Consider the following 25,196-nt stretch of genomic DNA (forward strand, 5'->3'; position numbering starts at 1 on the left):
TTCGTGGTGTGCCCGCTGATAGCGTTTGTCCCCGTTAGCAATTCGCTTCATCGCAAGGAGCTGGTCTCGTGGCCATCCGCCGATACGTCACCCTCGCCCTGGGCGCGGCCCTCGTCGCCGCCCTCACCGCCTGCGGCACCGAGGAAACCGCCCCGGTCGCGGCGACCGCCACGACGACCGCCGCCCCGGCCGCCCCCGTCGCCGCCACCACGGCCGCGGCCGCCGCCGCCGACCTGTCCCCGGACGCCGCCGCCGCGCGCGCCGAGGGCATCGCCGCCTTCGGCCCCAAAATGGGCAACTACCTCGACGCCGTCCACGCCATCTGGCCTCTCACCGACGCCGACCGCGTCCAGACCACCGGCAAACTCGGCATCGGCATCTGCTGGACCGAGAACGGCCAAGCCCCCGAACCGATCAACAAAGCCACCATCGTCAGCCATTTCCGCAAAGACGGAATCAACCTCACCCAGGTCCAGGGTGACGCGATCGTAGACAGAGCCCTGAACCTGCTCTGCAGTTAAGAGCGCACGGGGGACGGGAAATCCGTTCCGCGGGTGACCGATTCCCATTCGGCCAGTTCGTCGCGTGCCCGCTCCAGGCTCGCCGCGATGGTTTCCGCCGCGTCGGAGCCGAGCGCCAGCCGCAGCGGTGGCGTCGCGGAATTCACCGCGCGCACGATGGCCGCCGCGGCCCGGTCCGGGTCCCCGGGCTGCTTGCCGTCCGCACCGGCGAGCGCGGTGAGCGTGGGTTCGACCTCGTTCCGGTAGATCTCGGATCGCCGCGAGAACCGCAGCACGCCAGGCTCGTTGAAGGACGTGCGGAAGGCGCCGGGCTCGACGATGAGAACTCGGATGCCGTGCGCCGCCACCTCCAGCGCGAGCCCCTCGGACCACCCTTCCAGCGCGAACTTGGTCGCCGAGTAGCCACTGACGCCGGGCAGCGAGTACCGGCCGGCCTGGCTGCTCATCTGCACGACCGTGCCGGCGCCCTGGGTGCGCATATGCGGCAGGACCGCGCGCGTCAGGTGCGCGGGGCCGAAGAAGTGCAGATCCATCAGATCGCGCAGTTCGGCGTCGGTCATCAGCTCGGCCGGGCCGACCAGGCCGCGTCCCGCGTTGTTCACGAGAATGTCGATGCGGCCGTGTTTTTCGATCGTTTCCGCGACCGCGGCCTCGATGCCGGGGAGATCGGTGACATCGAGTTCGACGGCTGTGACGCGGCCGGACGCCGTCGCGATCAAATCGGTGATCGTCTCGGGCCGCCGCACGGCCGCCACGACCGTATCGCCGGCCTCGAGAGCTGCTTGCGCGAGGGATCGTCCGAATCCGGAACCGGCTCCCGTGATGAACCAGATGCGTGCTGGCATTGCGCCGTCCGTCTCGGACCGAGACGGACATCGACGACTGACCGAAGGCCGCTCAGCCGGCCGGTTCGCTCGAGGGATGCAGGCGCAGCGAGATCGAGTTGATGCAATACCGCTGGTCGGTGGGGGTGTTGTAGCCCTCGCCCTCGAAGACGTGCCCGAGGTGGCTGTGGCAGTTCGCGCACAGCACCTCGACGCGGCGCATGCCGAGGGTGGTGTCGGGGCGCAGGATGACCGCGTCGGACTTGGCGGGGTCGAAGAAGGACGGCCAGCCGCAGTGCGAGTCGAATTTTTCGGTGCTGCGGAACAATTCGGCGTCACAGGCCCGGCAGGTGTAGACACCTTCGGTCTTGGTGTCGGTGTACTCGCCGACGAACGGGCGTTCGGTCCCCGCCTCGCGCAGGACCGCGTACTCCTCCGGGTTCAGCTTGACCTTCCACTCCTGGGGCGTCAGCTGGATCCGCGGCTCGGGAAGTTCGGCACTCATGGCTCCACGCTAATACGTTTCGCCGCGGAGGGGGTCGACCCGTTGGTCGAGGCGGCCACCGGCCGGGGTGCTTCGGCCTGGTCCCGCGAGTCGGGCGCGTCCGCCATCCAGGCGGGATCCAGGCTCTGCCCGGCCACCAGGCGGCCTTCGCGGCGCGCGGCCAGGTACCGGTCACCGAGCACGCAGAACACCACCAGCAGCATCAGCCCCCAGCCGAAGGTGATGCGCAGGTATTCCAGGTCGCGCCCGATGCTCTGCCAGCGGTCGGAGAGCCATTTGTCGTAGGACAGGAACCCGAAGGCCGCGAGCCAGGCCGGCCAGTTCCGCAGCACCGAATTGCGCAGTACCACCGACATCAGGAACGGGAAGATCATCATCGAGTAGTACATCTGGCCCAGCGAGGTCAGCAGCCAGGACGCAATCAGCAGCACACCGGAGGATGTGGTGATGAAGAACAGTTCGTCCTCGCGGTAGTACCGGTACAGAATCCACAGCGTGAGCGCGACGACGACGCCCATGGCCAGGCGAATGCCCCAGGTCAGCGCGTCTGGCAGGCCGTAGTAGGCCGCATTGCCCTCGATGGCGCTGTTGAAGTAGTCGCGGGTGTGGAAGATGTAGGGCCCGGTCCGGCGCACGAAGTCCATCGGGTCCTTGACCAGCGGCCAGGCGATCGCGTTCAGCGCCAGCGGCACGCTGATCGCGGTGATGAACACCTTCCACTGGCCGCGCACCAGGGCGATCGGCAGCAGGAACACCAGCGTGGGTTTCACCGCGATGCTCAGGCCCATGATGACGCCGGCCCACAGATCGCGCCGCTTGATCAGCAGATGGATGAAGACGAGCTCGACCAGCAGCAGACAGCCGTTGACGTTGGTGAAGACCAGCGTGTTCGTGACCGTCTCGGACAGGAACATCGCCAGCAGCAGCGCGGGCGCGGCGACCGAGCGCACGGTGTAGTTGAACAGCCGCAGCAGCAGGTACCAGGCGGCCAGGATGGCGGCGACGTTCAACAGGATGAACAGCCACCGCGCGTGCTCGTAGTCGATGGCGGCGACCGGCGCGAACAGCAGTGTGCCGCTGGGCGGGTACAGATAGTGCGGATCGACAGAGTCGAAGTTCGCGGTGTATACCGGGCGCCCGTTCAGGAACGCGAAGGACGCGTCGTACACGGGCCGGAAATCATCGGTGATGAATCCGTTGACAGCCTTGATGAAGACCCGGTTCAGCACGGTCATGACCGCGATCGGCCACAATGCGAACTTGATCACCTCGGCGGTAGTACGAGCGGTGCGTGGCTCGAGTTGTCGAAGTAACACTGGCGCACCGTACACCGGATTCGGTGACGACCGGCCGCCGGGCGGCCGTTCCGGCGCCCCGGAAGATCAAGCCGGGCAGGCGGTACCGTCCGCGGGCAGCTTCGCCTCGGCCAGATATTCGAGCAGCGCGCGCTGCGCGCACCCGGAGTGGGTGAACACCGGATGCCCCCAGCCCTGCCAGTTCACGGTGGCGTGCCGGGCGCCCGCGCTGCCGAGCGCGCCGGTGACCGAGGGGGTGCCGCCGTTGCCCTTGACCGGGTCGGCCACCGAATTCAATACCAGCACAGACAGATCCAGTTTTTCCGGCAGCGGCGCGGCGGAGGGCACCGGCCAGGCCGAGCAGTCCAGCAGGCCCAGCGCCGCGCTCTTGCCGAAGACCGGGTACTTCTGCGCCCACTGCGCGGCCAGCTCGGTGGCCTTGCCGGGCGTGGGCGGCTGCTGGATGTCGGTGCAGCGGTTGACGAACTGCCCGTCGCTGGCGGTCGCGGCGGATTCGCGCAGGATCAGGTTGCCGAGCGCGGCGCGATCACCGCGACCGGCGGCCGAGAGCGCGTCGGCGAGTTCGGCGATCCGGTTGGACTGATCGGCGCGCGGCCCGCCCAGGAACCCGGTGATGCCGGTGAGCAGGGCTTTGGCGGAAATATCGCCGAGGCCACCGGTGCCGGCCTTGCCGACCAGGTCGGCGATGGCGGCGCGCGGGTCGGCGCCGAGCGAGCAGTTGGTGGCCTTGCAGCGCTGGGCGAACGCGGTGAGCGCCGCCTCGGCGCCCTGCATCCGCTGTTCCTCACGGGTGACGGCGTCGGTATTGACGGCCTCGGGGGAGTCCAGCACCAGCCGCGAGAGGTGATCGCCGAACTTGCGCGCGTAGCTGAGCGCGACCTTGGCGCCGTTGCCGGTGCCGAGCAGGTCGATGTTGTCCACCTGCCACTGCTTACGCAGCTGTTCGATGTCGTCGGCGGCGTGCGGCGCGTCGAACAGACCCTCGTAGGGCTGCAGGAAATCCCGGCAGGAGATGGTGGCCTCCTGGCTCAGCGCCGACACCGCCTCGGCGGGTTTGGCGGCGTCCGGGCCGAATTGGCCGTTGTCGTTGAGGCCGGTGCGGATCTCGGCGGGCAGGCAGTCGATCGGCTGCGAGGTGCCGATGCCGCGCCGGTCCACCGCGACGATGGGCCGGGTGGTCAGCGGCCCGGCGCCGCCGCTGCCCACCGCCAGCCCGGCCAGGGTGGCGGTGGAGGAGCGGTCGGTGCCGGAGGTGAGGACCAGCGGCGGTGCGTCGGCGGGGGTCTGCGGCAGCCGGGCGCGCATGGCGCCGGTGCGGAAGCTGCCGATCACGGTGCCCTGGGTGTCGATCGGGGTCGAGTACTCGGCGCATTCCAGGACCAGGCCGGCCGGGGCGGCGCCCAGGCCGAGCAGGTTCAGGGTGGGCGTCGTGCAGTCGCGCCAGGCCAGATCCGTCTTGGGCACCGTCGCCTTTTTCGGCGCGGCCGACGCGGTCGTTGGCTGCACCGCGTTGCCGAGGGCCGGGCGTTCGACGGCGACACCGGGGCGGTCGGAGGGGCCCGCCCCGCACCCGGTCAGAACGATCGACAGTGTCGAGGCCACTACGGCGGCTCGAGTCCAGCGCATGCGCTACAGCCTGCCACAGGCCGGGTTATCGCCGGACCCAGCGGGTGAGGATGGTGCCGTCGTCGTCCAGCAGCAGATGACCCCGGGTCATCGCCGACCGGAACTCGTGTCCGGACAACGCGATTCGCCGCGCGGTGCCCCCGATCAGCACGGGCGCGGTGGTCAGGCACAGCTCGTCGACCACGTCGGCTTCCAGGAGCTGGCCGTGTAAATGTGGCCCGCCCTCGCACAGCACCCGGTGCAGGCCGCGGTCGGCGAGCGCCGCCAGCAACGCCTTCGGCGTGACGGCGACGCCACCCACCTCGATGACCTCCGCACCCGCGTCGGCGAGTTGCTGCTTGCGGTCGGCGGGCGCGGTGGCGGTGGTGATGATCAGCGGCGGCACCTCGGTGTCGGTCAGCAGCCGGCAGCCGGGGTCGAGCTCGGCGCTCGCGGTGACCACGGCGATCGGCGGCGGCGTGCCGTCGCGGTGCCCGCCGAAGCCGCGGTCGTAGAGCGCGCGGCGGCGCTGCGCGTCGGTGCGCGCGCCGCCGTAGTTCTCGGCCCGCACGGTGCCCGCACCGACCAGGATCACGTCGGCCAGGTCGCGCAGGAGCAGGAACACCTTCTTGTCCGAGGGTGTGCCCAGGCCTTCGGAGACGGCGCCGGCGGTGGCCGCGCCGTCGATGCTGGAGACGAAGTTGGTTCGCACCCAGGGCCGATCGAGGCTGGTGGGGTAGGCGTACAGCTCGGCGAGGCCGTCCGCGTCTACTTCTGTGAGCTGGATCGCATTGGGGATACGCTGCATGACTGTCGATCACACCACGTCCGTACGCTTTGTCCATGCAGGAACGCCTCGTCGACCGTCACCCTGAGGTGCCGGCGGACCAACTCGTGGCCCAGATGGTGCCGCCGCCCATGTTCGACGAGGTCAGTTTCGCCTCCTACATCCCCGATCCGAACGAGCCCAGCCAGGCGGCCGCCGTCGCCCAGGGCGAGCGGTTCGCCGGGCAGGTCGCCGCGATCACCAAGGCGGCCAACAAGAAGAGCCTGTTCGGCAAGAAGAAGCCGGTCAGCGGCGCGGGCCTGTACCTGGACGGCGGCTTCGGCGTCGGCAAGACCCACCTGCTGGCCTCGATCTTCCACAGCGCGCCGGCGCCCAAGTCCTTCGGCACCTTCGGCGAGGTGACCAACCTGGTCGGCGCGCTCGGCTTCAGCAACGCCGTCGAGCGCCTGGCCGGTAACAGCGTGCTGTGCATCGACGAGTTCGAGCTCGACGATCCGGGCGACACCATGCTGGTCTCGCGCCTGCTCACCGAACTCTCGGCGCGCGGCGTCTCCATCGCCGCCACCTCCAACACGCTGCCCGGCCAGCTCGGCGAGGGCCGTTTCGCCGCACAGGATTTCATGCGCGAGATCAAGAAGCTGGGCGCGATCTTCGAGGCCGTGCGCGTCGACGGGCCGGACTACCGGCACCGCGACCTGCCGCCCGCCCCGGAGCCGGTCGCCGCGGACGTGCTGGCCGAACGGGCCGCCGCCACACCGCATTCCACGCTCGACGACTTCGACGAGCTGCTGAAGCACCTGAGCACCCTGCACCCGTCCAAATACGGCGCGCTGATCTCGGGCGTGTCGGCGGTCTACGTCGGCGGCGTGCATCCGGTCACCGATCAGGCCGTGGCGCTGCGCATCGTCGTGCTCGCCGACCGGCTCTACGACGCCAGCATCCCGGTGACTGTGTCCGGCGCCAAGCTGGACGAGATCTTCACGCCCGAGATGCTCGAGGGCGGCTACCGTAAGAAATACCTCCGGGCAATTTCCCGGCTACTGGCGCTTTCCCGGTTCGAAGCCGCGGCGGCGTGACCGAACGAAGGGAATCCCGCGTGTCTCGAGATCGTGCCCTGCGCGGCTGTATCGCCGCCGCCACCGGCCTGGCCATCGCCTTCGCCCCCGTCGCGGGGACCGCGCTGGCCGCGCCCGTCACGGCCACCGAGTTCGACCGCTCGCTGCACCTGACCGGCGTCCAGAACGGCCGGGACGTGGGCGGTTACCGCACCACCGACGGCCATACCGTGCGCACCGGCCTGGTGTATCGCACCGGCCAGCTCAACAACGCCACCCCCGAGGACCTGGCCGCGCTCGGTGACGTCCGCGTGGTCGAGGACCTGCGCACCGTCTACGAGCGGACCATCGCCCCGGACCGGGTGCCCGCGGGTGCGCTCGAGCGCTGGGTCGACGTGATCGGCCAGGCCCCGCCGCAGACCATGGCGACCACCCTGACCGGCGGCGACGATCTCTACCGGGCGTTCATCACCGCCCCGGGCGCGGACATCGCCTTCGCCACCGTGCTGCGCGACATCCTCGACACCCGCGAGGGTGCGGTGCTGTTCCACTGCACCGCGGGCAAGGACCGCACCGGCTGGACCGCCGCCGTGCTGCTCACCCTGCTCGGCGTCGACCGCGACACGGTCACCCAGGATTACCTGCTGTCCAACGTCTACCGCGGCGCCACCGAGGGCGACGGGCTCAACGGCGTGCAGCAGTCGTGGCTGGACGGCGCCTTCGATCAGGTCGACCAGTCCTACGGCAGCTTCGACAACTACGTGCGTGACGGGCTCGGTTTCAGCGCCGACGATGTCGCCGCGCTGAAGGCCAAGCTGCTGTCCTGACCGCCGGGATCCCGCGAATCCTGGTAGGGCGTCCCGCGATTCGCGCCCTATGCTGCGGTCATGACGAAGTTCGAGACCTGGGACGGGCTGGAGCTCAGCTACCGCGTGTGGCCGGGCGAAGGCACCCCGGTGGTGTTGCAGCACGGTGTGGTCGCCGATACCGGCGCCAACTGGATCGGAATGGGCGTGGTGCGCGCGTTGCAGGCGGCGGGGCACACCGTGGTCTCGCTGGACGCGCGCGGCCACGGCCGCTCGGAGAAGCCGCACGACGCGGCGCGATACTCCTGGGCGGCCATGGCCAAGGACGTGCGCGCGCTCTACGACGAGCTCGGCCTGGACGAGGTCGCCCAGGTGGGTTATTCGATGGGCGGGGTGATCTCGCTGCTGGTCGCCGCCTCGGATCCGCGCGTCACCAAGCTGGCCGTCGGCGGCATCGGCTCCGGCGTGATCGACTGCGGCGGCGTCGATCGCCGGGTGATCGACGTCGAGGAACTGCAACTGGCGATGACGGGGGACGGGTCGGCCGCACAGCCGGTGGCCCGGATGTTCCGGGTGCTCGCCGACGCGGTGCAGGCCGATGTCGACGCGATCAAGGCGGTCGCGCGGGGGCTCGACGCGGCACCGATCACGACGCTCGACGACGTCACCGTGCCCACGCTGGTCCTGGCCGGTGACGCGGATCCGTTCGCGGCCGAACCGGAACGCCTGGCGGCGGCGCTGCCCGACGGGCGACTGGTCGTCGTCCCCGGGGATCACCTGATGGCGGTGGCGGATCCGGCGTTCTCCGCCGCGCTCATCGAGTTCCTGAAGTAGTTCAGAACACCAGCCGCATCACGTAGTCGTGGTGCTGCTGCTTACCGACCAGGAAGGTCTTGGTCCCGACCCGCCGGAAACCGTGCTTGGTGTAGAACCGCTGCGCGCGCTCGTTGAGCTGGTTCACCCCGAGCCAGACGCCCACGGCGCCTGCTTCCCGGGCGCGCTCCAGGGCCGCGCGCATCAGCGCCTTGGAGATGCCGCTGCCGTGGTGCCCGGGCAGCACATACATCTTGCTGATCTCGACCACCGGGCTGAGATCCACCGCGGCCGCGACCTCCGGGTCCGACGGTTCGCCCGCGTGCAACATCGCGTAGCCGACGATGTCCCCGTCCGCACAGGCCTTGAGCACGGTGCGGTCGGGGTCGGTCAGGTATTCGCCGAACCTTTCGCCGGAGAGCACCTCGGTGATGAAGATCTCGATGTCGTCGGCGGTGGCGTCGGGCGGGCACGCGAGCGGGAAGGTCGCGGCCGCAACGTCACTGAGGGCCTCGGCGTCCCACAGTCCGGCCCGGTCCACGATGACCGGTGAGTTGCTCATTTCTCTAGTGAAGCACGTCCGTGATCAGCCGGAGCCCCGCCCGCTTCGGGACGCGACTGGAAGACTCCCGCGAGCACGATCAGCGCGGCCGCGAACAGCAGCGGGACCAGGAAGCTCACCCGGTGACTGAAACCGGCCGCGATCGCGCCCACGAGGCCACCGCCCACCAGCGTGCCCGCGTAGTTGAACAGATTCAGCCGGGCGATCAGTGAATCCAGGGCGCGTCCGCTGGCGAGCCGCCCGGCCTCGCTGAAGCACAGCGGCGCGATCACCGGCAGGCCGATGCCGGCGACGAAGAATCCGGCGATGGCCACGCCCGGGGCCGGCGCGAGGACCACCAGCGCCATGCCCACCACGCCGATCGCGGCCGCGACCCGCACCACCAGGCGCGGTCCGAAGCGGCGCACCCACCAGTCGCCGGTGAGCCGGGCCAGCAGCGAAGCGCCCTGGTAGGCCGCCAGTCCCAGCGCCGCGGTGGACGCCGCGGCGCTCAGGTCGTCGCTCTCCAGATACAGCGCGGAGAAGCTGCCGACGGCGATATCGATGGCGAACACCAGCGCCATCGCGATGCCGAACGCGAGGTAGACCCGCAGCGCCACCGACCGGATCGCCGCGGCGTCGCCCGGAACCTGTTCGGCCGGGCTCGCTTCGGCGGCATCGGTGCCGAGCAGGCGCGGTCCCAGCGCCGATCCGGCGAGCAGGACCAGGACCGCCGCGATCAGCAGGGTCTGGCGCAGGGTCACGTCGAGGGATTCCGCGCCGGCGACGGTCAGCGCGCCGATGATCGATCCGGCGCTCCACGCCGCGTAGAACGAGGCCAGGATGAAGGTGCCGTACCCGTGCTGGATGAACACCGCCTGCATGTTCGTGCTCGCGTCGACCATGCCGAGCGCGATGCCGTAGCAGCACAGGCCGACCAGCAACCCCGCGGTGTTCGGCGCGAACGCGATCGCGCAGCCGGTCAGCGTGATCAGCAGCAAACCCAGGCGCAGCGTGGTCCGGCTCGACCAGCGCACCGCGAGCTGTTCGGCGAGCACGCTGCCGCCGCCCGCCAGCAGTGAGACCACCACGATCGACGCGGCGATCAGACCGTCCGACAGCCCGAATTTCTCCTGCTGCTGCGGCAATTCGGTCAGGACGACGGCGAAGAAGAAGCCCTGCAACCCGAAGGCGAACGAGTTGGCGACCCGGGCGCGCCGCAGGTCAGGGGCGATCGAACTCATCACCGGAGGGTAGCGGCGTTCCCCGGGTACCGCGTGTCGAACGTTCGGATCCGCCTGTGGCAGGAGGATCCCCGCCCGGCGGTGTGCGACATTGGAGGACAAGGCACATCGTGCGGCAGGGAGGCGTCGATCACCATGACCTATCCGCCCGGCCCGCCGCTGCCCGCCTTCGTGCAGACCGCCCTCTACCTCCGCCGCCGCTCGCTGTTCCTGGGCGCGCTGCGGCGGCGCTACGGCGATGTCTTCGCGGTGCGGGTCCCGCCCTTCAACGACAACGTGGTGGTGTTCTCCCGCCCGGAGCACATCAAAGAGGTCTTCGCCGGTGATCCGCGCACCATGCACGCGGGCGAGGCCAACAACATCCTGGGCCCGGTCATGGGCGAGCATTCGGTGCTGCTCACCGACGAAGCCGAGCACGCGCGAGCCCGGAAACTGCTGATGCCCGCATTCAACGGCGCCGCGCTGCGCGGCTATCGGGAGCTGGTCACCGAGATCGCCGCCGCGGAGGTCGCGCGCTGGCAGCCGGATTCGACGGTGAGCACGCTGGATCGGATGAACGCGCTCACCCTCGAGGTCATCATGCGGGTGGTGTTCGGCGTCACCGACCCGGCCGTCCGCGCCGAGCTGGTGCCGCGGCTGCGCCGCATCGTCGAGGTCGGGGCGCTGCAATACGCCGGCCTGCGGCTGCCCGCCCTGCGCCGCTACCGGCCGTGGCAGGCCTTCCACACCAACCTGGTCGCGGTCGACGCGCTGCTCTATCGCGAGATCGCCGCCCGCCGGGCCGCACCCGATCTCGCACAGCGCGCCGATGTCCTGTCCCGGCTGCTGCACGCCGGAGCCGAGGCGCCGCTGACCGACGCGGAACTGCGCGATCAGCTGATCAGCCTGCTGCTGGCCGGCCACGAAACCACCGCCGCGGCCCTGTCCTGGGCGCTCTACGAGCTCTCCGCGCATCCCGCGGTGCAGCGCACGGCGTTCGAGGCGGCACGCGACGAGGACGACAAAGCCTTGGAGGCCGTGCTGAAGGAAGCGATGCGCCTGCACCCGGTGATTCCGGGCGCGGTTCGCCGCCTCACCACCGAGACCACCATCGCGGGCTGGACGCTGCCCGCGGGCACCACCGTCAGCTGCTCGATCACGCTGGCGCACCGCAGTCCGGAGAACTATGCCGACGCCGAGGCGTTCCGCCCGGCGCGGTTCCTCGAGGGCGCGGTGGAGCCCAATATGTGGCTGCCGTTCGGCGGCGGGGTGCGCCGGTGCATCGGCGCGGGGTTCTCGCTCATGGAGGGCACCGTGGTGCTGCGCGAGATCCTGCTCCGCTACGCCCTCGCGCCGGGCGCCGCGAAACCCGAGCGCGGGCGGGTGCGCAACATCACCACGGTGCCGCGCGGCAAGGCCCGCATCGTTGTGACCGCCCGGTAATCACGGTTCTAACCTGTTGGTATCCGCCGAAATCGGGCACGCGGGCATTACAGGTCCCCGCATACGGGTAATCTCGGTGCCCATGACGAGCGGGAACCGCATCGCGATCGTTGGTGCGGGCATTGCAGGACTGGCCAGCGCCAAGGTTTTGAGCAGGGAAGGGTTTCCGGTCGAGGTGTTCGACCGGGCTCCGGACGTGGGGGGTGTGTGGAGCGGCACCCGGCGCTACCCGGGCCTGCGTACGCAGAACAGCCGCAACACTTACCACTTCTCGGACTTTCCCATGCCCGAGGACTACCCGCGCGTCCCCGACGGCGCGCAGATGCAGGCCTACCTCGAACGGTATGTGCAGCAGTTCGGCCTGCGCGAGAACCTGCGGCTGGGCACCGAGGTGGTCGCCGCCGATCCCGTAGACAGCGGCTGGCTGCTCGAGATCCGGGACGAGACCGGTATCCACCGCACCTCCTGCGATCACCTGGTGGTCGCCAACGGCGTCTTCAGCGAACCCGCCATGCCCGATTTCCGGGGCGCGGACAAGTTCCAGTCCGCCGGCGGCTACCTGTGCCACTCCACCGATTTCCACGACGCCGAATGGGCGCGGGGCCGCAACGTGGTGGTCGTGGGCTACGGCCAGTCCGCCTGCGATATCGCCGAGGCCGTCAGCCATGTCGCCTCCTCGACCACCGTGGTGGCGCGCCGCCTGCTGTGGAAGCTGCCGCGCAAGGTCGCCCCCGGCTTCGACTACGAGCGGCTCATGCTGACCCGCTTGGGCGAGGCGCACTTCCGCTACCAGCACCTGCGCTGGTTCGAGCGTTTCCTGCACGGCGGCGGCGTCTCCTTCCGCGACAGCAACTTCGACCTGCTGCGCGAACTCGCCACCAAGAAGACCCAGCTGCGCGACCTGGGCCTGGTGCCCGACGGCCGTTTCGAGGAGATCGCGCAGAGCACCTTCGGCCTGGCCACCGAAGGGTTTTACGAGCAGGTCAAAGACGGCCGCATCTACGTCGCCCGGGACACCTCGATCACCGAGATGTACGGCACCCCGCAGGGCCCCGTCGTGCAACTGGACACCGGCGATCAGATCCCCGCCGATATCGTGGTGTGCGCCACCGGTTTCCAGCAGCGCGTCCCGTTCCTGACCCCGTACATCCAGCGTCAGCTCACCGACGACGACGGCAATTTCCGCCTGCACCGCCACATCCTGCCGGTCGGTGTGCCCAACCTGACCTTCGCGGGCTACAACGCCTCCAACGTCGCCACCCTGAACGCCGAGATCGGCGCGCACTGGACCGCCGCCCTGCTCCAGGGCCGCCTCACCCTCCCGGCCCCCGAGGACATGGCCACCCAGGTCGAGGACCGCCTGCGCTGGATGGACGCCGGCACCGCCGGCCACCACGCGCACGGCACCGCGGTCACCCCGTTCGCGCTGCACAACGTCGACGAACTCCTCGCCGACCTGCACTTCCGACTACCCCTGCGCACCCGCCTCGCGCAATGGGTCCGCCCGGTCAAACCGTCTTCCTACCGAGGACTGACCGACCGCAAACCTGCCCCGGCCCCCAAATCGGCCCCACCCACCGAACCCCTCTACCCCCAGCCGCAGCGCCCGCACGCCGACCACCGCTGATCGCACCTGCTCGCCGCGCCGGGGAGGTAGACCGCACGGCGGGACTGTTGACGTTTCGTCATAGCGGTTGACCGGGCAAACGTCCAGACGGGTTCGTGACAGAGCACATGACCCGGAAAGGTATCCGCTTGTCCGAGCGGGCTACCCCGGTTTCCGCCGCTGGCGTATCTACAAGCTGTCGCGGCGCCTGATCGACGGCAGCGCCGCTGGGATGCCGCGCTGCGCCCGGTCGAGAAGAACTGCGACGGCCGGTGGTCCGACCGTGACCGCCTGTATCGCTGCGGGATTCGTGCGCTGCGGGGGCAAACCCGCTCTGCGGCCGGTCTATTCGCCGCCGGAAGGCCGAGCCGCCCGGCGGTTCAGGTGTGTTTGCTGCGGTCAGGCGGGTAGCTCTCCCGGTGGTGTGCCCAGGGGACGGCCGAAGGGGCCGTGCGGGTTTCGTTTGAGCTCGTCGAGCATCGCTTGCAGCTTGTCGACGTGCGAGTTGTCCTCGACGCTCGGCCGTTGCGGTTCAAGGTCTGGGCGCGGGGCGGTCAGGCTGGAGTCGTTGCGGCCGTTGGGAATTGGTGACGCCACGTCGAAACCGCCGGCCAGCGGCGGTTCCAGGCGGCCGCTGCCGGTGATGTGGGCCGAGCTGTCCGGCCGGCCGGTGAACTGGGTGCTCTCGCCGGGGCTGGTGAGACTGTCGAGCCGTCCGTTGGCGCTCACCGAAGACTCGGACTGGCCGGTGAAGGTGGTGTCGGGTCGGCCGTTCTGATGCGCGGACGGGTCCAGACGTGGAGTGCGCGTGGGGAGTTCGGCGCGGCCGGTCGGCCGCGGGGCGTCCTGGCTCTCGGCGCGGGCGCGCACCGCGGCGTAATCCATGCCCTGCGGCGCGGTGGTCGACGCCGCCTCGGTGATGCCCGAGGGTGTGAAACGGTCTGTGCGCGGGGTGATTCCCACCGGCTCCAGCCGTTCGGCCGGCTCGGCACCGGGCTCGACCCAGTCGTTCAGGGCGGCGGGCACCGTCGGCAACCGGCGGTCGCCGTTGAGCGCGGTCTCGGCCACGGCGGCGGTGCCGCGTGTGCTGGCGGGTTCCGGCCGTTCTACCGGCCCTCGATTGGCTACCGCGCGGGGCAGCGGCCGTTCTCCCCGTGCCTCGGCGTGCGGCCGTTCCGAGCGCGCCTCGGATTCGGCACGCGGCTGCGGACGTTCGCTGTGCACCTCGGCTTCGGCGTGCGGCGGTGTGGGACCACGCTGCGGCACGCTGTCCCGCTGCGCGCCGGTGCCGCGCTGGGGGAGGTCGCTCTGCTCCGGAGCTTCGGCGCGGGCCAGTTCGCGCCGCTCGGCCCGCGTGGTGGGCTCGGCGCGGCGCCCCGACTCGCCGGAGCCGCCGGACTCGGGGCGCGGACCACCCTCCACCCCGTCGATCCGGGATCCGAGCTTCGAGATGTCGTGATCGGTACGGAAAGCCCAGGCTTCGAGCTTCGCCAACCGCGCGGCCACCGAGCGCTCGTCGCGCGCGTCGTCGACCCGGGCCGCCACCGCGTCCAGCTTCTCGCTGACTTCACGCAAAATCTCCGCGATGCCCGATAAGATCACGCCGATCGACTCGCCGCCGCCGCCATGCTGGCCGTGCTCCATCCGTACCTTCTTCCCCGTCGAGTGCGCGATCACGCCCGTGGCCCGGGCGATTCTATCCGCGAATGCGGGGGTATGCGGGGCGAGAGCCGAACCTCACCTGCTCGCTGGCACTTTCGCGCGGGTGAAAGTTCTCCGGCAACTTGCCCGGGCAGCCGGTTCGTCCGGTTCGATCAGCTGACGCGCCTGTCGACCGTGCGTGCCGGGCACCGCCGGAGTTGCCCGGAATTATCTGGCGCCCGCACCGCCGCTGGACTGGGAATTGCCCGAGAAACCCGGCGACACGGCCGATTTGGTCTCGGAATTATTACTGTGCCGTTTCCTGTGATTGGCCGCAAATGTCAATCGACCGGAAATTGTGTGGGGATCATCTCGCATGTCGCTGCGAAAAGCCTTGTGATACACCGCACATCGGCTGGTCGAGAGGTTTTCAGCAGTTGTGGCGCACCCGGGCGCGGGGTATAGGGGGCTGGCGAGCAGCTGACATCTGACGCACTCTTGATCTATGGATTAGGTCGCGAGACCAAGCGGCGTTGATGGGCAGGGGAGTGATCGCGTGCGTACCAAGCAGCGAGCGGACAAGGCCTGCGGGCGCCGAGCGGTGCTCGCCGAACTCGGAATCGGCGATGCGCCCGAGGACGCCGGCGGAACATCCCTGGAAACCTCCCGGTACAGCTGCCGGTGTGCGGAATGCGCTGATGCCCAATGGGATATCCAGCGGCTGAAGTACTGGTTGTGCGCGCGGCTGCTGGCGCTGGGCGCCGAGGAGGCCGAGGTGGATCGCCGGGTCGGCGAGCTCCCGGTCGACATCTACTACCGCGTCGGCGCCCGCGAGTACGCCGTCGAGGTGCGTTCGGGCTCGCTGGATCGCGCCAAGGCGGTGGACCACACCCAGCGGCTGCGCGCGGCCGGCCTGGAAGGCGTGCTGTGGCTGTGCCAGCCCGGCTACTGGGTGGCACACCTACCCGCGGTCGGCATCGCGAACTTCGCGCCACCGGCCTGCGACTATCTGATCGAGTCCGGCATGCTGACCTCCGACGGCAGCGCGCTGGCCGCACCGCGCCCGGAGGCGTTCGAGCTACGTGATTTTCTGGAGGGATTTCTGTCCGGCGAGATCGTCTGGGGTTACCGCGACGAACTGACGGGAGGTTTCGGCACCGTGACCGACTGGACGCACCATACGCACGCGCAAGCAATGGTGATCGCCCGCCAGCGCCAGGAGCTGGTCAACCAGCGCACCGCCCTGGCGCTGTCCCGCAAAACGGTCCGGGACAAGCAGAAACAGATCATGAAGCTCACCAGCCGGCTGGAACGCACCGAACTCGACGCCGAGGGCCAGGCCGATTCGCTGGCCCAGATGAACCGCAAACTGGCCGATCATCACCGCGTCGACGCCTCCCTGCGTACGACGATCAAGGGCTTGCAGGAGACGATCAGCCACTGGCAGCTGGTGACCTATTGCTCGATGATGCTGATCGTCACTTTTGTGGCGGGGGCCATGGTGGTGCGCTGAGGGTCGACTGCACCGGCCAGCGACTTCACTAGTCGATTTGTGACCACACCCGAGAGCGCGGGTGTGGTCACGGCGTATGTGAAGGGCGGAGGCGTGGCCGATCAGCGGGCGGAACCGTCGACCCGCAGCAGGAACGGCGCACGGTCCCAGCGCCAGTCGTTGCGCAAGACCAGCGCGGTGAAGTCGAGCAGATCGAAGTCGGCCTCGTCACGGAGCTGACGGATGCCGGGCCAGAACACCGGCCCGTTGTCGAGCAGGCCCTGTAGTCGCTCCTCGACGCGTGCCCCGACTTTGCGGCGCATGAGTTCCGGTATGCCGATATGGCTACCTGTCCACACGAGCCAGCCCCACCCGTTGTCGTGCGCGTGCCCGCGAGCGACCGCGGCCGCCGCCCGATTGACGTGGAACCCGACATGCCCGAGCGGCTGCACGTCGATCAGCGCCACCCGCCCGTCGGTGAACCGCGCCGCGATCGTCGGGTAGTAGACCTGTTCGGCCCCATCGAGTTCGAACGCGACGGCGCTGGGGTGCTCCTGGAACGTCTCCACCAGCTCACTGGCATTGAGGGTCTGCAAGAGCCGGGCCTGCAACGCCGAATCGAACCGCACATCGCGCCCGACCTTGTCCAGATAGAAGCGCCCGCGCCCGTCGTCGTCACCGTCGACGGTGCGCGCCGACCGCGCCGGTAGGGCCGCGGGCTTCCCACCCGGCCAATCCACCTGCCCGAGCAGCGTATTCACCTGGCTCGTCGCGACCGGCCCGGCGTCGTGCAACTTCGCCAGCCGCCGATTCGTCTTCTTCTGCCACGCCATGATCCGCTGCATGACATATCCCGCGACCCGTTTCGCGTCCTCGGGTGCGTGCCCCGCCAGCCGCAGCTTCAGATACGACAGCTCGTTTCCGACCAGATCGGTCTCGGTGGCGTAGGTCTCCACCAGCAGCGCCCGGGTCAGCGCCGGATCGCGCGCGTCCAGCGGATACCGCCGCGTGAACGCCGCCAGCCGCGACCCGCTCAGCTGCGTCTCCCGCAGCAGCTGCCCCACCGAGCGAGTGTGCAACTGCCGCACCCGGTCTCGCGCCAGGTCGTAGCGCGCCCCGATCCGGGCCAGCGTCTCCGGCCGGGCCCCGCTGATCCCGAGCCGCAAGCCCACGATGTCGGCGTCGCGTCTGCTGCGCTCGGCCTGGGCTTCGACCAGCTCGGCCAGCACCTCGTTGATCTCCTCCAGCCCGAAGGACACGTCGGTCTCGAGATCGTCGGCGAACTCGGGCTCCGCACCCGTCTCGGGCGCTGCCTGCGCATCAGCCGTCACCGGTGCCCCTTCCTCGACTTCGCCACTGTCCGGCAAAAGCCTAGTCGCGAGCACCGACAACTCCGGTCGCGTGCGAGCCCGCGTCGTCTACACCATCGCGGACGGGATCACGGTCGTCAGCCCACCGTCGACGAGCAATTCGTGCCCGTTGACGTAGCTCGCCTCCGCGGAGGCGAGGAACGCGACCGCCGCGGCGATCTCCTCGGCGGTCCCGACGCGACCGACGGCAACGCTCGCCCCGGCCACCGCCCGGATCTCCGGCGAGGCCTCGGCGCGGAAGGCCGGGGTGTCGACGTAGCCCGGGCTGATGGAGTTCACCCGGATCCCGCGCGGCGCCAGCTCGGCCGCGAGCGTCCGCGCGAGGTTCTCCACCGCCGCCTTGCTCGCCGAATACAGTGCGGCGCCCGGCGATCCGCGATGGTGCGCGAACGACGCGTTGATCACGATGGCCGCACCGTCGGACAGCAGCGGCAGCGACTTCTGGATCGTGAAGAACGCCCCCTTGAAGTTGCTGTCGACGACCCGATAGAACTCGTCCTCGGTGACGGCGTCGACCGGCTGGAACGCCCCGACCCCCGCGTTGGCGAACACCACGTCCAGCCGCCCGAACCGCTCCCGGATCGCGGTGATCAGGTTGTCGAGGTCCGCCAGATTCGCCGCGTCCCCCGCCACCCCCAGTACCCGCCCGCCGAGCTCGGCCACGACGGCATCCAGTCGCGTCTTGTCCCGCCCCGTGATGACCACCTGCGCGCCCTCGTCCAGTAACCGGCGCGCCGCGGCCAGCCCCATCCCGCTGGTACCGCCGGTGATCAGTGCGATTTTTCCGTCGAATCGGAAACTGTTGTGCGTCATGGCTTCAGCGTGCCGAGCCGCCGCACCGCCAACCAGTGCGCGTTTATCGTAGGTGCGGCACCACCAGGCTAGGCCGAGGTGCGCAACCGGATCGTGTGCAGCCGCTCCAGCCGCGCCGCGGTCTCGGTGCCCTCCTGCGGGTTGTACAGAATCATCGACCACTCGGGATGATGCGCGATCGTCAATGTCGTTGCCTCGAAATACAGTTCACCGACCTCGGGATGCCGCATCGCGTTCACCGCCGGCGCCGGCGCGCCCACCTCGTGCCGCCCCCACAGCTCCGCGAACTCGGCACTGGCCGCACTCAACTCGGCCACCACCCGCCCGAACCCCGGATCGCCGGGAAAATGCCCCGCATCCGCCCGATACGCCGCCACCACCGCCGGCGCCGCCGCGGCCCACACCTCGTCCATCGCGCGATACCGCGGATTGGTGAAGAACGTCCGCAGACAGTTGTGCGCACCCGCCCCGAACCCGAACACCGCCCGCGCGGAGTCGTTGAACGCCAGAACATTCCAGAACCGATCCCGCAACACCGCCGGCCGCTGCCCCCAGGCCGCCAGCAGCCGCCGCACCTCCTCGGTCACCTCATGCCCCGAATCCGCCTCGGCAACCGGCGGATTCAACCCGGCCAGCAAATAGAGATGCCCCCGCTCGGCCGCACTCAACAACAGCGCCCCCGCCACCGCGTCGAGCACCTCACCCGACACGGTGATATCCCGCCCCTGCTCCAACCACGTGTACCAGGACACCCCCACCCCGGCCCGCATCGCGACCTCTTCGCGCCGCAACCCCGGCGTCCGCCGTCGCCCCACCACCGGCAACCCCACGTCCCCCGGCGCGATCCCCGCCCGCCGGGCCCGCAAAAACTCCCGGAGCTGCTCACGGCGTTCGCTGGTCATAAGCCACCGTAACAAGCCGGCACAAACAAGATCAGCCCCGGTGGATACCGGGGCTGATCTGGTCGTACGGTGGTGCGCGATACTGGGATTGAACCAGTGACCTCTTCCGTGTCAGGGAAGCGCTCTCCCGCTGAGCTAATCGCGCGAGGTGGAGACGGGAATCGAACCCGTGTGCACGGCTTTGCAGGCCGTTGCCTCACCACTCGGCCACTCCACCGTACAAAAAGGGGAAAGGCTAATGCCCTACCTCTCGAGCGGATGACGGGATTTGAACCCGCGACCCTCACCTTGGCAAGGTGATGCGCTACCACTGCGCCACATCCGCATTATCTCAGGCGCCTTTCGGCTGTCCCTCCGACGAGAGAGAACATTAGCCGACCACCTGCGTAAGCAACAAATCGCCAGGTCAGATGGGGTAAATGACACGCATGTAGTTAACCTTCGCGTCACTGGGATTGAACCAGTACCTAACGCGCCGGCCACTCCTCTCAGGTCGGTGCGCGCACCCGGCCAGGCCTCCGGCTCCATGCAACCTCTCTCTGCTACCCCCGCTCGGCGTCCCTCACGTAAACCACGCCACCCCAGCGTCGCACTGTGTTTCACCACCTCCGAGTGGCGATTTGGTGACTCCCGGGTGCCCCATGCTAAAGTTCCATCTCGTTCGGAACGCCGCCCAAACGGCCCTGAACACCCCCGTCTCGGTCCTATAGCTCAGCGGGAGAGCGCTCGCCTCACACGCGAGAGGTCGCTGGTTCGAAACCAGCTAGGACCACCATAAGCGTCCATCAAAACACCGCGCACTCGCGCGGTGTTTTTGCTTTCATAAGCCTGGAGCAGGGGGATGCTCGCAGGTACGAGCGGCCTTGGGGCGGTCAGCTGTGTAAACTGCGCAGCAGAACGAGGGGGCATCAATGTTATTACCGCACAATGCTTTCCAGCGGTGTCGGTGTGGATGACTTCACCGTGGACCTGGCTGGCCTGGCTGGGTTCAAGCTGGACCTCCAGGATCTGGGTACCACGTTCTCATCCAACGCCGCCAAACTGCTGCCGGGTGTGGCACTTCCGAAAGGCTCGGCGGGACTCCTGTCGACCTTGTCCCCGTCGTTGGAGAAGTTTCAGACCGCGGTGTCTGCCGCCCAGAAGCTGGATCTAACCGCTATCGGCACTCTCGCGGACGGGCTCAGCGCCGCTGCCGGCAAGTACCAAGCGACGGACGGGTCGAACGCGAATGCGCTGTCAGCGGTGTCGGCGAGCGCTTTCGGTGCTGGAGCCGGATCTGCCCAACAGGGCGGCTCCGAAGGTGTCAACCGGTTCAGTGGTTTACAGCTCCCCACCCTGGCTGATGTAGAGGAAGCCCAGTACACAGTGCGTCAAGTGGTGAGCGCGGGTATCGAGGCGATCTCGATGTTCGATGAACCACTGAGCCGGGCGATCGGCATGCGACCGGCGGCAGACTATCTCTCCCCGCTCGAGGCGGATTGGGAGGCGCTGCAAGCGATTGGTAAACGGATCGGTCTTATCGAGATCAACGACTTCGTGGCCTCGCAGAACCTCACCGGCGGAAGCCAATGGCTGCAGCGGCTGTGGTCGGGCGAGGCAGCTCGAGCCTTTGGTGAGAGCTCGGGCAGGCTGGTCCAGTCGGTGGCCGGTCGCAGTTCCGATCTGGAGGCGGTGGCGAAAATCGTCGAGAACGGCGGCGCCTTGCTGGAGCGCCTGGTGTACAACCAGGCCGTGGGGCTGGCTGATGCCATCACGCAGCCGATGAGCTTTATGAACTTCACTCTTCCGCTGGGATCTTTGGCGCAGTTGATCGATCGGCCGATGCTGGATGCGCGGAAGGCGGAGATCGTAGCGGCGGTCGACGCAATGAAGGCAGCGGCCACATCGCGGCAGGACTCGATCTCCTCTGCAATTACCACGCTTTCCCGAGCGTTGGATTATTCGCCCGGTCGTACAGTGCCGGCCCTCACATCAAGCGAATTCGAAATTCCAGCAAAGGTGGTTGCAGACTTGGGTGCGAGGCGATACGGGTTCGGAGACAACGTGTGGTGGGTGAGTCAAATTGAAGCGACCACCTGATCCGCCGCCGGAAAAGAATCAAGCGGTGTACGGATCGAAGACCAGCTTGGCGGACAAAGCGACCGCCGCCGCGAACAGCGTCGACGGGGCGGCCGCACAAGCGTGGTTCGAGGCGCGCGGGTGGGACTTCGCCGAGGATCTCCTCGGCCACTACCTGGGCAACAACGATGCTGGTTTCATCTACGAAATCAGCGACTCCAACTTCAAGAAGGCAGTCGAGACCGACGACGTCAAAGGTAAGATCGAAAGCTGTTTGGGCTGGATCAAGAGCCAGGCTCGGGAAAACCCGGAGATCGGCGTCAAGAATCGAGACATATCCACGGGTTGGGTGGGTGCGGGGCCTACTGAAAACGAGGATGTCGAGAATGCATTGGGCCACTTCGACGTAGCAGTCGGGAGCGATACCACTGTCTACGAGGCAGATGGTGGTTTTCGGGCGGAGATCACCTACAAGGTCTACATCCATGAGAATTACAACTTCGAGAAGTTGAAGCCGAAATTCGGGAGTCTGAATATCGGGGTAGACATCAACAATGAGATGAGACAGCTCGAAGAAGCTGGGTGGGCGAGAAGTTTCCGCGTCCACGGGGAAACGGCAGGAGTTGAGCATTGGTCCGGAATGATCTGACGCGAGGCGTACATCGCTCGATTCTGTTCGCTACAAGCATGATTGTGCTGCTTTCCCTCGTCGGCGGATGCGCCGATGAGTCAGGCGACCTGAACAGCCTGTCCGAGTGTGCGGAAATCTTCCTTCCGGACGAGGTCGAATCCGTCTACTTCAAGCAGGACGAGATCTTCAGAGGTCAAACTTCGGTTGCCGTCGTAGACATGCGGGCCAGTGATGTCGATGCTTTCAAGAGCCGATCCGGCTTCGTCCAATTCAGCCCGGGGGTTCCGGCCGACTGGAAGCCCTACTGGCAGGACACCGGAGTGGTGGATCTACTGGCGGCCGACGCTGGAAATGAGCATCTCGTAGAGGGCTACCACGACCCGAGACGGTGGGTCGTAATCCACGACAGTGGTGGCGACTCACGACGAGTATTTATTCGAGCGGCCTGCTGAAGGCGTGTGGTCCGACTAAGGACCGTCACTTCCCCCTGATCGGATTGGCGAAGTCGGCACGATCGAGGCGACACCCTGTGGTCGCGGAAATGACCGCAGCCTTCTGACTTCCGACCTTGATGAGGGTCCCATTCTCTTGGTTGGAGAACCAGACGTCATGGTTTGCGGGCGTGCCGGTTGCGTCAGGAGTGTTCTGCATGGTCGACGGCACAGTGGCGCCGGCCTTCGCTGCGATGTCGGAGACACGCGCAAGGAAGGTGGGCCACACTGGTTCGGGAATCGGGGTGCTGGAGACATAGTTACGCAGGGTGACGGAGTACCCGCGTGTCATGTCGTAGGGTTTGCCGCACCGCGAACTGGTTTCGTCGCGATTCCAGCCCCATCGCATCTCCGGGGCCAACTCGGAGGCCACGGCAGCGATCTCCATGACCGTGGATTCCAGCTGCTGTTTCGTCTCCTCCATGGGCGGGCGCTGTACCAGAACCCGCGCCGCGGCCGCAGTTTCCTGCTCTGTCGTTGGCTTGTCATTTCGGTCCGACAACTCTGCTGCTCCCCACGAGAATAAGGCCACTCCGATGACGGCCACCACGATCGATAGAGCAACCGCCACCAAACCTATGGTGATTGCCTTTGCCGGGGTCTTCATCGCTGGCTACTCGGATTTGTCGCATTGCCAGGAAGGCCCGCAACGACAGCGGCCAGGTTATATCCACTGCGATGCAGGGGACTGTTCGGGTTGTCGCCATCGGGGGTCCGGGGGTAGCTTGCATGCCCTGAGCCCTGCGGGAACTTGTATTGCCCGTCGGTGATCTCTTCGGTACTCAGCTCGGTGACCCACGGCATATGAGTCGGACTTCGACCGAAGCTGTTCAAGTGACCGGCGGGGTCGTCATGTTCATTCATCGCATACACGTGCCCAGGTTTGAGACCCAAGTCTTGGGCCGACTCGACCTCGTCGTTCAAACCAGTGGCTTGCCATCCGGGCCCTACAGAAGTCGGAACAGGGATATCGCCACCGAGCCCGGGAGAACCGTAGAAAACGACGTCGTCGACAGCTTTGCCATTCTCTTGCAGGGCCTGACTGGTCGCCAGCGACCCGTAGGAGTGCCCCAGCGCTGTGATGTGTGGATCGTTCTTATTGCTCGCGGTTTCCAGGCCCTCGTAGAACTGTGCGAGGGGTTTCGCCGCCTCGTTCGCTCGACCCTCCAGGCCGACGTTGACGATGTCGGCGGCATTCTTCTGCGGCGGGTCATAGCCCAGCCAGGCCACCGTGGCCACCGACTCGGTGCTGCGTCCTGCCTTGTCCAACTGCCGCTCCGTCTCGGTTTTTAGGGTTTGGGCCTCGTTGACCATCCCGCCCAAAGAATCGGCGGTCGTACCCAACCCCGGCGTTGCCACCGAGATGTGGTCGGCATTGTCTGGATCTCCGACGGCGATTGCTGCCCGCACCTGCCTGCCAGAATTCACGTCGAGCGCCAGCAACTTCGGCTGCGGCTTCCGGTCGGCATCCTTCACGACCTCGCTGATCTTGTTGACGTCGTCGAGGCGGCGCTGCTTCTCATTACGCTCCTGCAATGCTCGACTGTCATCGGGACTGTCCGCGACTCTGGCATTCAAAGCCTTGACCTCGCGCTCGAGCCGGGCCTGCTCAGTGTCGAGTACGGCCCGATTGGCCTTGTCGCGGACGTCCGCGGGGACCCCGTCGAGGCTGCCGACCGATGACGGCTGGGTTCGCAGGATCTCCTCCTTCTCCGCGGCTGTCAGCGACTCCCAGTAGTTCTTGTTGTCTTCGGGGGTTCCGTTCTTCGGCGGTTCCTTGGTGATTGTCACTGTCGGAGAGCCGTTTCCGAACGATTCCGCCGTGGGAAAATTCGCGAACGCTGCTTCGATGCCCTGTTTGGTGTGGGTATCGACCTGGGCTGCGTACTCCAGCGCTTGCTTCATCGCGGCGGTCTGCGCGTCGGCGTCGACGATAAGGGCACTGATCGCGGTGCTGTACCGATCGGAGTCACCGTTGACCGCGGAATAGATGCGTTGCTTGACCTGCTCGGTAATGGTGCAGGTGCCGTCCGCGTCGACCTGTAGCAGCTTGCTCTCAGCGGTCGACTTGGACGACTGCACCTTCGCCTTCGCGGATACGAAGCTCGCCTGCGCCAGTGTGGCGGTGGTGCTTCCCTTTTCGAGAGCCTCGATCACCTGTAACCACTTGGTGCGCACCTTCGTAAATCTGTCGCGCATAGCGTCACCGGACTTGCCCTTCCATGTGTCGCGGGAATTCTCGACCGCTCGGTACTGGGCGTCCATGCGGGTGCGCAGCTCGCCCACCTGGCGAGTCCATTCGGCGGCCTGCGCGCTGAGAGTTTCCGGCTTCCATGCCAGGACCTCGGACACGGTGAGGTTCTTGCTCATCTGATGCCCTCGCCTGCCGCCTCGACGGCTTTCGCGTTGGCTTCGTCCTTCTGCTTCATGGCGATGATCGCCGCGACCGCGGTCCCGCCCATCTCCATCAGCGCCGTGGCCACCGCACCCACGGCTTTGTCCGCTGACTTCGCGGCGACCTGGCATGCGGTTGGTGTGTCAGCGCCCGGGAGGCCTTCGAGCAGTCCGTCGGCCAGCGCCCCGCCGTTGCCGACCGTTTGGATTTCTTGGCCGGCGGTGCCGAGCCCGTCGGCGAGTGTCCGCGCAGCGTCCTTGTCCAGCACGAGATCGTCGAAATCGCCCACGGATGTCCCCCTCGGCGCATTTGATGTGCGGCTTCCGGGCCACTATAAGCTGGCCTCGTAGTGAAACAC

Annotated in this window: 24 protein-coding genes and 4 tRNA genes; 11 read left to right on the plus strand and 17 right to left on the minus strand. The window is 67.7% G+C overall.

Annotated elements, in window-relative coordinates:
* Nucleotides 1–68 precede the first annotated feature (68 nt).
* Nucleotides 69–521: a hypothetical protein gene (locus AB0H76_RS06830; RefSeq protein ID WP_357318380.1), complete on the plus strand. Its 453-nt coding sequence runs from the start codon at nt 69–71 to the stop codon at nt 519–521.
* Here the strand turns inward: AB0H76_RS06830 and AB0H76_RS06835 are convergent.
* The 5 genes from AB0H76_RS06835 to AB0H76_RS06855 form a co-directional block, all read right to left on the minus strand.
* Complete coding sequence (locus AB0H76_RS06835) at nt 518–1,366, minus strand: SDR family NAD(P)-dependent oxidoreductase (RefSeq protein ID WP_357318383.1); 849 nt, start codon at nt 1,364–1,366, stop codon at nt 518–520. The two genes, AB0H76_RS06830 and AB0H76_RS06835, sit on opposite strands and share 4 nt — an antisense overlap.
* Before the next feature lie 52 nt (nt 1,367–1,418).
* Nucleotides 1,419–1,850 (minus strand): peptide-methionine (R)-S-oxide reductase MsrB, encoded by a 432-nt coding sequence (msrB, locus tag AB0H76_RS06840; RefSeq protein WP_357318386.1) that lies wholly within the window; start codon nt 1,848–1,850, stop codon nt 1,419–1,421.
* On the minus strand, nt 1,847–3,166 hold the full coding sequence (locus AB0H76_RS06845) for a glycosyltransferase family 87 protein (RefSeq protein WP_357318389.1): 1,320 nt from the start codon (nt 3,164–3,166) through the stop codon (nt 1,847–1,849). Before AB0H76_RS06845 ends, msrB begins: the two co-directional genes overlap by 4 nt.
* Nucleotides 3,167–3,232: 66 nt before the next feature.
* Complete coding sequence (locus tag AB0H76_RS06850) at nt 3,233–4,792, minus strand: alpha/beta hydrolase (RefSeq protein ID WP_357318392.1); 1,560 nt, start codon at nt 4,790–4,792, stop codon at nt 3,233–3,235.
* A 25-nt stretch (nt 4,793–4,817) separates the two neighbouring features.
* Nucleotides 4,818–5,579: a pyrimidine reductase family protein gene (locus AB0H76_RS06855; protein WP_357318395.1), complete on the minus strand. Its 762-nt coding sequence runs from the start codon at nt 5,577–5,579 to the stop codon at nt 4,818–4,820.
* A 35-nt stretch (nt 5,580–5,614) separates the two neighbouring features.
* On the opposite strand from AB0H76_RS06855, the gene zapE reads away from it, so the two are divergent.
* The 3 genes from zapE to AB0H76_RS06870 are packed head-to-tail and all read left to right on the plus strand — an operon-like array spanning nt 5,615 to nt 8,253.
* Complete coding sequence (zapE, locus tag AB0H76_RS06860; RefSeq protein ID WP_357318398.1) at nt 5,615–6,634, plus strand: cell division protein ZapE; 1,020 nt, start codon at nt 5,615–5,617, stop codon at nt 6,632–6,634.
* Between the two features lie 20 nt (nt 6,635–6,654).
* Nucleotides 6,655–7,440 (plus strand): tyrosine-protein phosphatase, encoded by a 786-nt coding sequence (locus tag AB0H76_RS06865; RefSeq protein WP_357318401.1) that lies wholly within the window; start codon nt 6,655–6,657, stop codon nt 7,438–7,440.
* A 60-nt stretch (nt 7,441–7,500) separates the two neighbouring features.
* On the plus strand, nt 7,501–8,253 hold the full coding sequence (locus tag AB0H76_RS06870) for an alpha/beta fold hydrolase (RefSeq protein ID WP_357318404.1): 753 nt from the start codon (nt 7,501–7,503) through the stop codon (nt 8,251–8,253).
* Nucleotide 8,254: 1 nt separating this feature from the next.
* On the opposite strand, the gene AB0H76_RS06875 is transcribed toward AB0H76_RS06870, so the two are convergent.
* Together AB0H76_RS06875 and AB0H76_RS06880 are read right to left on the minus strand one after the other, a co-directional pair.
* Nucleotides 8,255–8,794 carry a GNAT family N-acetyltransferase gene (locus AB0H76_RS06875; RefSeq protein WP_357318407.1) on the minus strand — a complete coding sequence of 180 codons (540 nt, stop codon included), beginning with the start codon at nt 8,792–8,794 and terminating at the stop codon, nt 8,255–8,257.
* A complete protein-coding gene (locus tag AB0H76_RS06880) occupies nt 8,791–10,119 on the minus strand; it encodes an MFS transporter (protein ID WP_357318410.1) in 1,329 nt (442 codons plus the stop codon). Before AB0H76_RS06880 ends, AB0H76_RS06875 begins: the two co-directional genes overlap by 4 nt.
* Nucleotides 10,120–10,152: 33 nt before the next feature.
* Here AB0H76_RS06880 and AB0H76_RS06885 point away from each other — a divergent pair, with 33 nt between their 5' ends.
* Nucleotides 10,153–11,439, plus strand: coding sequence for a cytochrome P450 (locus tag AB0H76_RS06885; RefSeq protein ID WP_357318413.1), 1,287 nt, complete (start codon nt 10,153–10,155; stop codon nt 11,437–11,439).
* An 82-nt stretch (nt 11,440–11,521) separates the two neighbouring features.
* Nucleotides 11,522–13,066, plus strand: a complete 1,545-nt coding sequence (locus AB0H76_RS06890; protein ID WP_357318416.1) for an NAD(P)/FAD-dependent oxidoreductase — start codon at nt 11,522–11,524, stop codon at nt 13,064–13,066.
* A 378-nt stretch (nt 13,067–13,444) separates the two neighbouring features.
* Here AB0H76_RS06890 and AB0H76_RS06895 read toward each other — a convergent pair whose 3' ends face one another.
* Nucleotides 13,445–14,689 (minus strand): hypothetical protein, encoded by a 1,245-nt coding sequence (locus tag AB0H76_RS06895; protein WP_357318419.1) that lies wholly within the window; start codon nt 14,687–14,689, stop codon nt 13,445–13,447.
* A 553-nt stretch (nt 14,690–15,242) separates the two neighbouring features.
* On the opposite strand from AB0H76_RS06895, the gene AB0H76_RS06900 reads away from it, so the two are divergent.
* The gene (locus AB0H76_RS06900; protein WP_357318422.1) at nt 15,243–16,199 is read left to right on the plus strand and encodes a hypothetical protein; all 957 of its coding nucleotides are present in this window, start codon (nt 15,243–15,245) and stop codon (nt 16,197–16,199) included.
* Nucleotides 16,200–16,300: 101 nt separating this feature from the next.
* Here AB0H76_RS06900 and AB0H76_RS06905 read toward each other — a convergent pair whose 3' ends face one another.
* From AB0H76_RS06905 to AB0H76_RS06930, 6 genes are all read right to left on the minus strand, one after another.
* A complete protein-coding gene (locus AB0H76_RS06905; RefSeq protein WP_357318425.1) occupies nt 16,301–17,509 on the minus strand; it encodes a hypothetical protein in 1,209 nt (402 codons plus the stop codon).
* Nucleotides 17,510–17,596: 87 nt separating this feature from the next.
* Nucleotides 17,597–18,361 carry a glucose 1-dehydrogenase gene (locus AB0H76_RS06910; RefSeq protein ID WP_357318428.1) on the minus strand — a complete coding sequence of 255 codons (765 nt, stop codon included), beginning with the start codon at nt 18,359–18,361 and terminating at the stop codon, nt 17,597–17,599.
* Between the two features lie 68 nt (nt 18,362–18,429).
* Nucleotides 18,430–19,263, minus strand: a complete 834-nt coding sequence (locus tag AB0H76_RS06915; RefSeq protein ID WP_357318431.1) for a helix-turn-helix transcriptional regulator — start codon at nt 19,261–19,263, stop codon at nt 18,430–18,432.
* Nucleotides 19,264–19,333: 70 nt separating this feature from the next.
* A tRNA-Val gene (locus AB0H76_RS06920) sits at nt 19,334–19,408 on the minus strand.
* 1 nt (nt 19,409) lies between these two features.
* A tRNA-Cys gene (locus tag AB0H76_RS06925) sits at nt 19,410–19,480 on the minus strand.
* A gap of 36 nt (nt 19,481–19,516) precedes the next feature.
* Nucleotides 19,517–19,588, minus strand: a tRNA-Gly gene (locus tag AB0H76_RS06930).
* 375 nt (nt 19,589–19,963) lie between these two features.
* On the opposite strand from AB0H76_RS06930, the gene AB0H76_RS06935 reads away from it, so the two are divergent.
* The 4 genes from AB0H76_RS06935 to AB0H76_RS06950 all read left to right on the plus strand — a co-directional run bounded on the left by AB0H76_RS06935 (nt 19,964) and on the right by AB0H76_RS06950 (nt 22,404).
* Nucleotides 19,964–20,038: transfer RNA gene (locus tag AB0H76_RS06935), tRNA-Val, on the plus strand.
* 152 nt (nt 20,039–20,190) lie between these two features.
* The gene (locus AB0H76_RS06940; RefSeq protein WP_357318433.1) at nt 20,191–21,342 is read left to right on the plus strand and encodes a hypothetical protein; all 1,152 of its coding nucleotides are present in this window, start codon (nt 20,191–20,193) and stop codon (nt 21,340–21,342) included.
* 25 nt (nt 21,343–21,367) lie between these two features.
* A complete protein-coding gene (locus tag AB0H76_RS06945) occupies nt 21,368–21,970 on the plus strand; it encodes a hypothetical protein (RefSeq protein ID WP_357318435.1) in 603 nt (200 codons plus the stop codon).
* A 38-nt stretch (nt 21,971–22,008) separates the two neighbouring features.
* A complete protein-coding gene (locus AB0H76_RS06950) occupies nt 22,009–22,404 on the plus strand; it encodes a hypothetical protein (RefSeq protein WP_357318438.1) in 396 nt (131 codons plus the stop codon).
* A gap of 25 nt (nt 22,405–22,429) precedes the next feature.
* Here AB0H76_RS06950 and AB0H76_RS06955 read toward each other — a convergent pair whose 3' ends face one another.
* Genes AB0H76_RS06955 through AB0H76_RS06965 form a run of 3 tightly spaced genes read right to left on the minus strand, consistent with a single transcriptional unit; the run spans nt 22,430 to nt 25,127 of the window.
* The gene (locus AB0H76_RS06955) at nt 22,430–23,050 is read right to left on the minus strand and encodes an LppA family lipoprotein (RefSeq protein WP_357318441.1); all 621 of its coding nucleotides are present in this window, start codon (nt 23,048–23,050) and stop codon (nt 22,430–22,432) included.
* Entirely contained in the window at nt 23,047–24,813 is a 1,767-nt protein-coding gene (locus tag AB0H76_RS06960) for an alpha/beta hydrolase (RefSeq protein WP_357318443.1), read from the minus strand. Before AB0H76_RS06960 ends, AB0H76_RS06955 begins: the two co-directional genes overlap by 4 nt.
* Entirely contained in the window at nt 24,810–25,127 is a 318-nt protein-coding gene (locus AB0H76_RS06965; RefSeq protein ID WP_357318446.1) for a hypothetical protein, read from the minus strand. Before AB0H76_RS06965 ends, AB0H76_RS06960 begins: the two co-directional genes overlap by 4 nt.
* Between the last annotated feature and the right edge of the window lie 69 nt (nt 25,128–25,196).

Origin of the sequence: Nocardia sp. NPDC050712 (genome assembly GCF_040654295.1) — a bacterium.
GTDB lineage: Bacteria > Actinomycetota > Actinomycetes > Mycobacteriales > Mycobacteriaceae > Nocardia.